Origin of the sequence: Micromonospora sp. NPDC049203 (genome assembly GCF_043197215.1) — a bacterium.
GTDB lineage: Bacteria > Actinomycetota > Actinomycetes > Mycobacteriales > Micromonosporaceae > Micromonospora.
This window is the reverse complement of record NZ_JBICSV010000007.1, coordinates 308552-319954: the sequence shown is the minus strand read 5'-3', so window position 1 is coordinate 319954 and position 11403 is coordinate 308552. Positions and strand designations below refer to the sequence as shown.

The 11403-nt window shown below is 73.8% G+C and carries 11 protein-coding genes; 4 read left to right on the top strand and 7 right to left on the bottom strand.

Going from position 1 to position 11403, the window contains the following annotated elements; translation table 11 throughout:
- Positions 1-38: 38 nt before the first annotated feature.
- A complete protein-coding gene (lpdA, locus tag ACGFIA_RS21200) occupies positions 39-1430 on the bottom strand; it encodes a dihydrolipoyl dehydrogenase (RefSeq protein WP_357476612.1) in 1392 nt (463 codons plus the stop codon).
- A gap of 177 nt (positions 1431-1607) precedes the next feature.
- Between lpdA and ACGFIA_RS21195 the strand changes: the two genes are divergently transcribed.
- Complete coding sequence (locus ACGFIA_RS21195; RefSeq protein WP_013287729.1) at positions 1608-1937, top strand: hypothetical protein; 330 nt, start codon at positions 1608-1610, stop codon at positions 1935-1937.
- 64 nt (positions 1938-2001) lie between these two features.
- On the opposite strand, the gene ACGFIA_RS21190 is transcribed toward ACGFIA_RS21195, so the two are convergent.
- The gene (locus ACGFIA_RS21190; protein ID WP_357380569.1) at positions 2002-3570 is read right to left on the bottom strand and encodes a leucyl aminopeptidase; all 1569 of its coding nucleotides are present in this window, start codon (positions 3568-3570) and stop codon (positions 2002-2004) included.
- 166 nt (positions 3571-3736) lie between these two features.
- Between ACGFIA_RS21190 and gcvT the strand changes: the two genes are divergently transcribed.
- Positions 3737-4861: a glycine cleavage system aminomethyltransferase GcvT gene (gcvT, locus tag ACGFIA_RS21185; RefSeq protein WP_357469702.1), complete on the top strand. Its 1125-nt coding sequence runs from the start codon at positions 3737-3739 to the stop codon at positions 4859-4861.
- Positions 4862-4871: 10 nt separating this feature from the next.
- Here gcvT and ACGFIA_RS21180 read toward each other — a convergent pair whose 3' ends face one another.
- From ACGFIA_RS21180 to ACGFIA_RS21165, 4 genes are all read right to left on the bottom strand, one after another.
- Positions 4872-6161 (bottom strand): DUF2314 domain-containing protein, encoded by a 1290-nt coding sequence (locus ACGFIA_RS21180; protein WP_357380573.1) that lies wholly within the window; start codon positions 6159-6161, stop codon positions 4872-4874.
- A gap of 63 nt (positions 6162-6224) precedes the next feature.
- The gene (cobS, locus tag ACGFIA_RS21175; protein ID WP_357380575.1) at positions 6225-6998 is read right to left on the bottom strand and encodes an adenosylcobinamide-GDP ribazoletransferase; all 774 of its coding nucleotides are present in this window, start codon (positions 6996-6998) and stop codon (positions 6225-6227) included.
- The gene (locus tag ACGFIA_RS21170; protein WP_393261540.1) at positions 6988-8922 is read right to left on the bottom strand and encodes a bifunctional adenosylcobinamide kinase/adenosylcobinamide-phosphate guanylyltransferase; all 1935 of its coding nucleotides are present in this window, start codon (positions 8920-8922) and stop codon (positions 6988-6990) included. Before ACGFIA_RS21170 ends, cobS begins: the two co-directional genes overlap by 11 nt.
- Positions 8923-8970: 48 nt before the next feature.
- Positions 8971-9180: a hypothetical protein gene (locus ACGFIA_RS21165; protein ID WP_030500114.1), complete on the bottom strand. Its 210-nt coding sequence runs from the start codon at positions 9178-9180 to the stop codon at positions 8971-8973.
- Between the two features lie 175 nt (positions 9181-9355).
- On the opposite strand from ACGFIA_RS21165, the gene ACGFIA_RS21160 reads away from it, so the two are divergent.
- Together ACGFIA_RS21160 and ACGFIA_RS21155 are read left to right on the top strand one after the other, a co-directional pair.
- A complete protein-coding gene (locus tag ACGFIA_RS21160) occupies positions 9356-9556 on the top strand; it encodes a hypothetical protein (protein WP_120568738.1) in 201 nt (66 codons plus the stop codon).
- On the top strand, positions 9553-10347 hold the full coding sequence (locus ACGFIA_RS21155; RefSeq protein WP_357380580.1) for a site-2 protease family protein: 795 nt from the start codon (positions 9553-9555) through the stop codon (positions 10345-10347). Before ACGFIA_RS21160 ends, ACGFIA_RS21155 begins: the two co-directional genes overlap by 4 nt.
- Before the next feature lie 52 nt (positions 10348-10399).
- On the opposite strand, the gene ACGFIA_RS21150 is transcribed toward ACGFIA_RS21155, so the two are convergent.
- Positions 10400-11398 carry an aldo/keto reductase family protein gene (locus ACGFIA_RS21150; RefSeq protein WP_357380582.1) on the bottom strand — a complete coding sequence of 333 codons (999 nt, stop codon included), beginning with the start codon at positions 11396-11398 and terminating at the stop codon, positions 10400-10402.
- Positions 11399-11403 lie beyond the last annotated feature (5 nt).

The window sequence follows — 11403 nt, the reverse complement described above, 5'->3', positions numbered from 1 at the left end:
GGGATCATCGCCCGTCGCCGGACGCCGCGGTTGTCGTGTCAGGCGTGCGCGTGCAGCGGCTTGCCAGCCAGGGCCAGGTGCGCCTCGCCCAGAGCCTCGTTCTGCGTCGGGTGGGCGTGCACGAGCTGCGCCACCTCGGCCGGGTACGCCTCCCAGTTGTAGATGAGCTGCGCCTCGCCGATCAGCTCACCGACCCGGGCGCCGACCATGTGCACGCCGACCACCGGGCCGTCGTCCACCCGGACCAGCTTCACGTGGCCGGCGGTCTTGAGGATCTGGCTCTTGCCGTTGCCGCCCAGGTTGTAGTTGTAGGTCTTGATCTTGTCGGCGCCGTACTGCTCCTTGGCCTTCGCCTCGGTCAGGCCGACCGACGCCAGCTCCGGGTCGCAGTAGGTGACGCGCGGGATGCCGGCCTCGTCGATCACGGCCGGGGTCTTCCCGGCGATCTCCTCGGCCACGAAGATGCCCTGCTGGAAGCCGCGGTGCGCGAGCTGCAGGCCGGGCACGATGTCGCCGACCGCGTAGACGTTCGGCACGCTGGTGCGCAGCCGCTCGTCGGTCAGCACGTAGCCGCGGTCCATCTTGACGCCCTGCTCCTCGTAGCCGAGGCCGGCGGTGTTCGGGCCGCGGCCCACGGCGACCAGCAGCAGCTCGGCCTCGACCGTGTCGCCGCCGGAGATGGTCAGCTTCACGCCCTTGTCGGTCTTCTCGACCTTCTCGAACGGCTTGCCGACCTTGAAGTTGATCTTCCGCTTGCGGAACGCCCGCTCCAGCGCCTTCGACGACTCCTCGTCCTCGGCGGCGACCAGGCGGGGCAGCGCCTCGACGATGGTCACGTCCACGCCGAAGGATTTCCAGACGCTGGCGAACTCGACGCCGATCACGCCGCCGCCGAGCACGATCGCCGAAGACGGGATGCGGTCCATGGTGAGCGCGTGGTCGCTGGTGATGATCCGCTCGCCGTCGACCTCCAGGCCGGGCAGCGTCTTCGCGTACGAGCCGGAGGCCAGCACGACGTTGCGGCCGGTGTAGCGCTTGCCGTCCACCTCGACCACGTTCTTGCCGACCAGCTTGCCCTCGCCGGCCACGAAGGTGATCTTCTTGCTGCTGCCCACCAGGCCCTGCAGGCCCTTGTACAGGCGGGAGATCACGCCGTCCTTGTACGAGTTGACCGCCGTGATGTCGATGCCCACCAGCTCGGCCTTCACGCCGAACTGCTCGGACTCGCGGGTCTGGTCGGCGATCTCGGCGGCGTGCAGCAGCGCCTTGGTCGGGATGCACCCGTTGTGCAGGCAGGTCCCGCCCAGCTTGCCCTTCTCGATGAGGGCGACGGAGAGATCCAGCTGGGCGGCACGCAGCGCCGCCGCGTAGCCGCCGCTACCACCTCCGAGGATGACGATGTCGAAGGTCGTGTCGTTCGGCTCGCTCACATCCAACTCCCAGGTCGCGTCACTGCATCGGGGGTTACGGCGGAGTAACAGGCACACCCCACCTCGGTCATCTTGTCACCACCACGGACCGGGCGCGTACCGAGGTGCCCAACGACACGTCGGTGACACGTACCCTTGGCACCGTCTTCGATCACGCGTGGGGGAGGAGTGGATTCGGTGGGGCTGTTCCGACGACGCAAGCGGGCGGCCCCGGCGAGCCGCGATCGCGCTGCCGACCGCGCCGATCTGGACCATTTGGAGAACTTCGTCCGGACCCGCAAGGGTGTCGAGGCGTACATCGAGCCCCGGACGACTGTCACCGAGACCACGATCATGCTGATCGCCGACGACGGCGAGTGGACCCGGCGCCGCGTCGGCGGGCCGGACGAGGCTCGCCGGTGGGCGCACCGGATCGCCATCCCGATCTACGACGTGCGGCTGATGGGCTACCCGCAGCGCATGCGCGACTACAACGAGCGCCGCAAGCGCCGTCCCGAGCTGTTCTGACGCGGGTGTTAAAAAGGGCCCCTTCTACAACGCGAGGCGTTAAGAAGGGGCCCTTTCTTACACGTCAGCCGTTGGTGGCGACGTCCTCGACCAGGTGCACGAGCGTACGCACCGGCACGCCGGTGCCGCCCTTGGTCCAGTAGCCGGTCGCCTCGCCCGAGTGGTAGCCCGGACCGGCGATGTCGATGTGCGCCCACGCCACGTCGTCGGTGACGAACTCGCGCAGGAACACGCCGCCCTGGAGCATGTGCCCGGCCCGGTCCATCCCGGCGTTCACCTGCGAGATGTCCGCGACGTCGGACTCCATGCCCTTGCGCACGTCGTCCGGCAGCGGCATCGGCCAGGCCGGCTCGCCGGTCGCGTCACCGGCCAACCGCACCCGCTCGCACAGCTCCGGGGTGCCCATCACGCCGGCGATCCGCTTGCCCAGCGCGATCACCTGCCCGCCGGTCAGCGTCGAGGTCTCGAACAGGTAGTCCGCGCCGTCCGCGCAGGCCCGCGCCATCGCGTCGGCAAGCACCATGCGGCCCTCGGCGTCGGTGTTGAGCACCTCCACCTTCTTGCCGTTGAACATGCTGATCACGTCGCCCGGCCGGTAGCTGGTGCCCGACGGCATGTTCTCCGCCATCGGCAGGTAGCCGGTGACCGTGACCGACGGCTTCAGCGCCGCGACCGCCAGCATGGCCGCGCCCACCGCCGCCGCGCCGGCCATGTCCGACTTCATCTCCCACATGCCCTGCGCCGGCTTGATCGAGATGCCGCCGGTGTCGAACGTGATGCCCTTGCCGACCAGCGCGACCCGCTTGCCGTTGCCGCCGCCCTCGGGGGTGTAGGTGAGCTTCACCAGCCGCGGCGGGGCCTCGGAGCCCTGCCCGACGGCCAGGATGCCGCCGTAGCCGCCGGCGGCCAGCGCCGCCTCGTCCAGCACCTCGACCTCCAGCCCCGCCTCGCGGGCGGCGGCGGAGACGACGTCGGCGAACGCCGGGGGACGCAGCTCGTTCGGCGCGGTGTTCACCCAGTCCCGGCTGGTCCGCACCGCGCCGGCCACCGCCTGCGCCCGCGCGACCTCGGCCTGCGCGGTCGCGTCGGCCGCGTCCGGCACCGCCACCAGCACCTCGGCCACCGGCTCCCGCCGGGCCGGCTGCGGCTTGGTCTTGTAGCCGGCGAACCGGTAGCCGCCCAGCAGCGCGCCCTCGGCGACCGCGCGCAGCGCGGCCGGGGCGTCGGCGTCGTCGGGCAGCGGCAGGGCCAGGGCGACGCGCGAGGCGCCGGCCAGCGCCCGCACCGCCGCGCCGGCGGCCCGGCGCAGCGACTCCGGCGCCGGAGCGGCGCCCGACGGCTCGGGGCCGAGGCCGACCGCCACGACCAGCGGCGCGGTCACCGTGCCCAGCGTGGCCAGCTTGATCACCTCGCCCGGGCCACCGGTCGCGCCCAGCAGGGCCAGCGTCTCGGTCAGCTTTCCGTCGAACGCGGCGGCGATGCTCTCCCCGCCGGTGGCCAGCAGCAGGGCGCGGGCGGGTGCGCCGCTGCCCGGCTCCGTGGTCTGGCTGTGCACGCCGATCACGATCGCGTCGACGGCGAGTTCGGCGGGGTCGGTGTCGACCAGGCTGAGGGTGGTGCGGGGCGATGTCACGAAAGCTACTCCGGGCGGGCCGGGCCGGCCGCGTCGTCGCGTACCGGCGATGAAGGTGTCTCCGGCGGCAACCTACCCGCCGGGAGGCGTGGCTGTCCCGCCGATGCGTGCCGACGGGATCCCGCCGATGCTATCCACAGCGGCCCCGGCCGGTAAGTTGCCACCCATGACCGAGGTGACCTCCGACGCCGCCGAGACCCGGCTGCGCCGCTCCCCGCTGCACGAGCGGCACACCGCGCTCGGCGCGAAGTTCGCCCCCTTCGGGGGCTGGCAGATGCCGCTCGAGTACGCCGGTGGCGGCGTGCTCAAGGAACACACGGCCGTCCGCGAGGGCGTCGGCGTGTTCGACGTCTCCCACCTGGGCAAGATCCGGGTCACCGGGCCGGGCGCCGCGGACTTCGTCAACGCCTGCCTCAGCAACGACCTCGGCCGGATCGGCCCCGGCCAGGCGCAGTACACGCTCTGCTGCGACGACGCGACCGGCGGCGTGGTGGACGACATCATCGCCTACCTGCACGCCGACGACCACGTCTTCCTGATCCCCAACGCCGCGAACACCGCCGAGGTCGCCCGCCGGTTGCGCGCCGCCGCGCCCGAGGGCGTCACCGTCACCGACGAGCACGAGGCGTACGCGGTGCTCGCCGTCCAGGGGCCGCGCTCCGCCGACCTGCTGGGCGCGCTCGGGCTGCCCACCGGGCACGACTACATGAGCTTCTCCACCGCCACGCTGGACGGTGTGGAGCTGACCGTCTGCCGCACCGGCTACACCGGCGAGCTGGGCTTCGAGCTGGTCGTGGCGTCCGAGCACGCGGTCGCCGTCTGGGACGCGCTCTTCGCGGCGGCAGGCGACGTACGCGCCTGCGGCCTGGCCGCCCGGGACACGCTGCGCACCGAGATGGGCTACCCGCTGCACGGACAGGACCTCTCCCCGGAGATCACCCCGGTGCAGGGCCGTTCCGGCTGGGCGGTGGGCTGGGACAAGCCGGCGTTCTGGGGCCGCGACGCGCTGCGCGCCGAGAAGGCCGCCGGCCCGGCCCGTACGCTGCGCGGCCTCGCCGCCGTCGACCGGGCCATCCCGCGACCCGGCATGGCCGTGTACGCGGGCGACCGGCGGGTCGGCACCGTCACCAGCGGCACGTTCAGCCCGACGCTCAAGCACGGCATCGCGCTGGCGCTGGTCGACACCGACCCGAAGCTGCCCGACGGGGACGATCTGGAGGTGGACATCCGGGGCCGCCGGGCCCGGATGCGCCTGACCAGGCCGCCGTTCGTCGAGCCGTCGGTGCGCTGAGCAGCGCGGGTCAGCCCTCGCCGCGCTCCCCGGCGTCGAGGACCGCCTGCGTCCAGCCGCCCTCCAGCACGCCGGTGCCGTCCAGCACCGCCCAGTCGACCACGTCCGACGCCTCCACCACCACGGGCGAGCCGATCCGCACGCTCGGGTCGGTGTTGGCGTCGCTGGCGCTGGCCGCGACGATCCGTTCCGGCGTGTCCCACGAGGTCACCCCGGCCCAGACGTACTCGGGGCCGTCGTCGCCGGGCAGCCCGTACTTGACCACGAGCTGGCTCTCGTCGGGCAGCCGCCCGGCCAGGAACCGGGCCCGGATGTCGCCGAGCGCCGCGCGGGCGGTCTCCACCGCGCGGCTCATCGCGTCACCGGTGCGGGTGTAGCGCACGTCCGGCTGGATGCCGTTGAACAGCGTCGCGCAGGCGGCGGCGAAGTAGCGGCCGGGCGGCCCCGGATGCCCGGGCGGCGGGCTGAGGCTCAGGAACGAGTCCGCGTCCGGGTCGGTGGCCGGGTCCAGTTCCAGCCGCAGCAGCACCGGCGCGGTCGCGCCGTGCTGCTCCGGATTGCCGTACGCGACGGCGATGTCGTGCCCGGTCACCGTGGCCAGCACCGGCAGCTGCACGAACGCCGGCACCTCCTCGCCGGTGAGCCCGTCGGTCCAGTCCCGCAGCAACCGCCGGGCCGCGCCCGTCATCACCGCGCCCCACGCCCGGGTCAGGTGGTCCGGCACGCCCTGGGCCTGCAACTCCAGCAGCCCGAACCGGCGCAGCCCCTTCGTGGTGAACCACAACCCGTCGGCGTCGGAGGAGTAGGGCACCAGCACCCAGTCGACGAGCCGGATCCGGCCCTGCTCGTCGGGCAGGGAACGCAACGCCGTGGCCGGGTCGAGGAACTGGAGCCCGAAGACGTCCACCACGTCCCCGCCGACCGTCTCGGCGACCGCCGCGGCCACCGCGCGGGCCGCCCACTCGTGCGCGGGCGGCCAGCCCGGCCGGTACTCGGCCTGCACCACCACCAGGTGGGTGGCGGCGGCCAGCCGGGCGAGCTGCTCCTCGGTGGCGCCGAACGCGGTGAGCAGGTCCGGCGGCAGCTCGGGGAACTCGTCGACGGTACGGGTGTCAACGGTCATCAGCGGGCTGTCGAGCATCTGCCGGGCCAGCCCGTGCACCGGCTCGGCGAGCCGTCCGGCCAGCCCTTCCACAGCCGTCTTCGGGCTCACCTTCGGCAGCCCGGTGATCGGCACCAGGTAGGTCGCGTCGAGCGACTCGGGCACCGGTACCGGCAGGAAGTCGTCCGTGATGAGCATGCCGTCCCCCTCGACCGCGCCGGTGCACTCGCCCCGAACGCTACCCGCCCGGACCGGTCACGCTCAGCCGGTCAGCACCAGTCCCAGGTAGGACAGCGTGGTGACGACCTCCACGAGCGCCCCGAGCACGTCGCCGGTGATGCCGCCGAAGCGGCGTACCAGGTGCCGGAGCAGCCCGGCCGCGACGGCGAGCGCGCCGAGCACGGCGAGCGGCCCCTGCCACGGACGGTCCGGGACGGCGGGCACGGCCGCCAGCGCGACGGCGAGCGCGCCGAGCGCCGGCGCGCCCCACCCGAGCGTGCCTGCGACCAGCGCGCCCAGGCCCTCGGGCCGGGCCGCCGGCACGCCGCGCCGGCAGGCCAGGCCGACGGCGAGCCGCCCGGCCGCGGTGGCCGCGACCACGGCGGCGAACGCGGCGAGCGCCCCCCGGCCGGCCAGCTCCGCGAGCACCGCGCTCTGGAGCAGGAGTACGACCACCAGCGCGACCACCCCGAACGGGCCGACGTCCGGCTGCTTCATGATCTCCAGCGCGGCCGGCCCGCGCCGGTACGAGCCGAGTGCGTCCACGGTGTCGGCCAGCCCGTCCAGGTGCAGGCCCCGGGTGAGCAGCGCGCCCAGTCCCACGGTGACCACGGCGGCGACGAGTGGTGGCGCGAGCGCGCCGGTGAGCAGCAGCACCCCGCCGAGTACGGCGCCGAGCAGCGCCCCGACCAGCGGGGCGAGCGCCATCGCGGTGCCCGCGGCGGCCCGGTCGACGCGTCCGGCGCGTACCGGTGCGGTGGTGAACGTGGTGAGCGCCAGCCGGATGCCGTCGGCGAGCCGTGCCTCAGTCGGCACGTCGGCCGGGGGAGACCGGTTCGTCGGACCCGGTCGTGGCCGGGCCCGGGCCGGCCGGCTCCGGCTCGGCGAAGTCCGGTTCGTCGTCGTCGGTCCGGCCGTCGTCGGTGCCGGTGTCGCTGTCGTCGTCGGGGCCGCCCAGCGACGGGTGCACCGGCAGCGTGGCGGCGAGCGTCAGCGCGGAGCGCAGCAGCGGCAGCGCGGCCAGCGCGGTCGCCCCCTCGCCCAGGTCGAGCCGCAGGTCCACCAGCGGGGTCAGGCCGAGCACGTCGGCGGCGAGGCGTACGCCCGGACGGCCGCCGTGGTCGGGCAGCAGGCACCAGTGCCGGGCCTGGCCGGCCAGGTCGCGGCTGACCATGGCGGCGGCGGTGCCCACCGGACCGTCCAGCAGCACCGGTACCTTGCGGGCGGTGGCGCCCAGCAGCACGCCGGTGGCCAGCGCGATGTCGCCGCCGCCCAGCTCGGCCAGCACGTCCTTGGCCTCGCGGGCGGAGCGCCGGGTGCGGTGCAGCGCGTCCCGCACCGCCGCGCAGCGGACCATCCAGGCGGCGTCGTCGATCTCGCCCTGCTCGGTTATCACCCGGCCGAGCACCGTCGGCGGCTCCGCGCCCGCGGTGGCCGCGAGCACCGCCGCGGCGGCGGTCTCGGCGCCCGCACCGCACGCGGCGAGGACCAGCAACCGCACGCCCGCGTCGGCAGCCTGCTCGGCGAGCCGCCAGCCGTAGCGCAGCGCCGCCTCCACCTCGTCGGCGGACAGCGCCGGACCGTCCTCGATCGGCGCCGAGGCGGGCGCCTCGACTATCTGGAGGCCGGCGCGGTTCTCGGCGGCGAGCCGGGCCAGCGCGCCCCGGCCGGCGCGGGCCTGCCGGGCGCGGCGGCCCGACTCACCGGGCGTCGCGCCGGCCGACGCGCCGCCCGCGTGGTCGCCCTGAATCAGAAGTACGCGAACCGAGTCCCACGGACGCGGCGTCGAGGTGCCCTGGGTGGCGGCGGCGAAACCGACCACCTGTTCCAGCACGCCGAGGCCGGCGCCGGGGAGGTCGAGGGTGGCGAGCCGGTCGACGGCCTGCGGCCCGGTGTAGTCGTCGGGCATCGGCAGTTCCATGCCCGGCTGGATGACCAGGCCGGTGGCGATCATCGGCAGCGCCATGGTCGGTGCGGCCCAGTCGCCGGTATCCGGTGCTTCGGGGGTGGCCGGTGCGGGCACCGGGGCGGCGGCGGGGGTGAGCACCTCGGGCAGCGTCACGTCCCCGGCACCGAGGTCGGCCGGTACGGCCTGGGCCGACACGGTCTGGTTCGTGGTGGCCCCGGTCGGCGCGGTGCGGATCGACGCGGCCTCGGGCGACGTGGCGGCGGGCGGCACGGCGTGCGCCGGGGTGGCCGGCTTGAGCCACGCGGTCTGCCCGGCGACCACGAGCGCGACCGCGTCGCAGGCGTCGGCGACCGCGCGGTTCGTCGCGCCGAGCGCGTCGGTGAACGCCCGGCCCAGCGGCGTGGTGGGCACCAGGGACAGGCCCACCTCCGGGCTGACCAGCACCACCCGGGCCGCGGTGGAGCGCACCGCCGTGGCCAGCTCGGTGATCGTGGCGGTGTCGTCGGCCGGCTGGTGGGCCGGATCGAGCAGCACCGTCACCCAGCCGCCCAGGTCGTCCACGAGCAGCGTCTCGTTCGGTCCGGCGCTGGCGATCACCTCGACCAGCCGGCCCGGGTTCGCGGCCGTCTCCTCGGTGGTCCAGCTTCCCGGCCGGCGGGCGCGGTGCGCCGCGAGGCGGGTCGCCCACTCGGTGTCCTCCGGGTCCCCGGCGGGGGCGGTGGCCACGTACCGGACCGTGGGCGCGTCGGCGACCAGTGACTCGGCGAACTCGGACTTGCCGGAGCGGATACCGCCGAGCACGAGGAGGGTGTGCCACCCGTCAACGGACATGCCCCGTACCTTAGATGCCGCCGCCCGGGCGGGGCAGTGAGAGGTGGCTCATCGCGGTCGGCGCTCGGGGGCCTCGAAGCGATAGTCGTTGGGATTCACGTCAACCGGCTTCGGATCCTCCTGCCAGGCTCCCTCGCCGGGGCGGGCGAGGAGCGCGTCGAGCAGCTCCTCCCGGTCCATCTCGTGGGCCGCCTCGATGCCGCCGCGTACCGCCATCGCCCGCACCTCCTCGGTGTCCATCTCCCGCAACGGCCGCATGGTGTCCTCCCTCGCTGACGACGTCGGGCGTGGATACCCCGTTGGTGACGGCCGAACCTTGCGGGCACCCGCGCGTCGGCCCGCGCCGGTCGAGGGGTGAAGCGTCGTGGGCGGGCGACTAGGCTTGCGGAGGTTTGGCGTCCTGCGGGACGACGGCGGCGAGGGGAGACGCGGCATGGCGTGGAGCTGGCGGTACGAGGGCACGAACGGCGACGCGGTCGACGGACCCGCCGAATCGTTCACGAGCCAGGCGGACGCCGAGTCGTGGATCGGCCAGACCTGGCGGGAGCTCGCGGCATCCGGCGTCACCACAGTCGTGCTCGTCGAGGACGACCGGGTGGACTACCGGATGAGCCTGCAACCCCCGGCCGAATGACCGGCTACGACCGCCCGGGTGAGCCGCTGGTCCTCGGCGTGCCCCGGGCGGCGTTCCGGCCGAGCCCGATCTTCCTGGCCCTGGTGGCGCTCTTCGTCGCCTCCGGGGTGATGACCTGGAACCGGTACGGCAACGTCGGCTTCGACGTGTTCCTCTTCGTCGTCTCCGGCTGGCTGGTCTCGCTCTGCCTGCACGAGTACGCGCACGCCGTGGTCGCGTACCGGGCCGGCGACCGGGACATCGCGCACCGCGGCTATCTCACGCTCAACCCGCTGAAGTACACCAGCCCGCTGCTGTCCATCGTGCTGCCGGTCGTCGTGGTGCTGCTCGGCGGCATCGGCCTGCCCGGCGGCGCGGTCTGGGTCGACCGGCACTCCATCCCCGGCCGGCTGCGGCACACGCTCGTCAGCCTGGCCGGGCCCGCCACGAACGTGCTGTTCACGCTGGTGCTGGTGGCGGCCGTGGCGTGGGGGCCGGAACTGGGCGGGCCGCTGGAGTTCTGGGCCGGCGTCGGACTGCTCGCGTTCCTCCAGCTCACCGCCAGCGTGCTCAACCTGCTGCCGGTGCCGGGCCTGGACGGCGGCAACATGCTCCAGCCCTGGCTCAGTCCCGCCTACCGGCGGATGTACGACCTGTTCGCCCCGTACGGCTTCATCCTGCTGTTCGCGCTGCTGTGGAGCCCGCAGATCAACAGGGTGTTCTTCGGCGCGGTCTTCGCGGTCGGCGACGCGCTCGGCCTGCCGCGCGAGCTGTACCAGATCGGCTACGCCCTGATCCGCTTCTGGGAGTAGCCGGCCCGGTCGTCCCCGGGCCGGCGCGAACCGGCCCGGGAACGACGCGACGTCACGGGCGCTGGGCCGGGCTCTCGGTCTTCGCCGGGTCCCGCTCGGTGACCGGCTCGACGATCTCGTCGATCGCCTTGAGCAGGTCGGCGTCGAGCTTCACGCCCGCCGCCTTCACGTTGTCGTGCACCTGCTCCGGCCGGGACGCGCCGACGATCGCCGAGGCGACGTTCGGGTTCTGCAGCACCCACGCGACGGCGAGCTGCGGCATGGTCAGCCCGGCCTGCTCGGCCAGCGGCTTGAGCCGCTGCACCCGGGTGAGCACGTCGTCGGTCATGAACCGGGCGATGAACCCCGCCCCGGACTTCTCGTCGGTGGCGCGGGAGCCGGCCGGCGGCGGCTGGCCCGGCAGGTACTTGCCGGACAGCACCCCCTGGGCCATCGGCGACCAGACGATCTGGCCGATGCCCAGCTCCTCGCTGGTGGGGACGACCTCGGTCTCGATGACCCGCCACAGCATCGAGTACTGCGGCTGGTTCGAGATCAGCGGGATGCGCAGCTCGCGGGCCAGCGCGTGCGCCTCGCGCAGCTGGGACGCCTTCCACTCGGAGACGCCGATGTAGTGCGCCTTGCCGGAGTGGACGACGTCGGCGAACGCCTCCATCGTCTCCTCCAGCGGCGTGCTGTAGTCGTAGCGGTGGGCCTGGTAGAGGTCCACGTGGTCGGTCTGGAGACGACGCAGCGAACCGTCGATCGACTCCATGATGTGCTTACGGGACAGACCCCTGTCGTTGCGGCCGGGACCGGTCGGCCAGTAGACCTTGGTGAAGATCTCCAGCCCTTCGCGACGCTCGCCCTTGAGCGCGCGGCCGAGCACCGACTCGGCGCGGGTGCCCGCGTACACGTCGGCGGTGTCGAAGGTGGTGATGCCGCTGTCGAGGGCGGCCCGGACGCAGGCGACCGCCGCGTCCTCCTCCACCTGCGAGCCGTGGGTGATCCAGTTGCCGTACGAGATCTCGCTGACCATCAGGCCGGAGCGGCCCAGGTGACGGAATTCCATGCTCC

Bases quoted from the DNA above. Each gene is read 5' to 3' on its own strand.
- gcvT (WP_357469702.1), top strand. From the start codon at position 3,737: ATGACCGAGGTGACCTCCGACGCCGCCGAGACCCGGCTGCGCCGCTCC.
- ACGFIA_RS21180 (WP_357380573.1), bottom strand. From the start codon at position 6,161: ATGCTCATCACGGACGACTTCCTGCCGGTACCGGTGCCCGAGTCGCTC.
- ACGFIA_RS21170 (WP_393261540.1), bottom strand. From the start codon at position 8,922: ATGTCCGTTGACGGGTGGCACACCCTCCTCGTGCTCGGCGGTATCCGC.
- ACGFIA_RS21165 (WP_030500114.1), bottom strand. From the start codon at position 9,180: ATGCGGCCGTTGCGGGAGATGGACACCGAGGAGGTGCGGGCGATGGCG.
- ACGFIA_RS21160 (WP_120568738.1), top strand. From the start codon at position 9,356: ATGGCGTGGAGCTGGCGGTACGAGGGCACGAACGGCGACGCGGTCGAC.
- ACGFIA_RS21155 (WP_357380580.1), top strand. From the start codon at position 9,553: ATGACCGGCTACGACCGCCCGGGTGAGCCGCTGGTCCTCGGCGTGCCC.
- ACGFIA_RS21150 (WP_357380582.1), bottom strand. From the start codon at position 11,398: ATGGAATTCCGTCACCTGGGCCGCTCCGGCCTGATGGTCAGCGAGATC.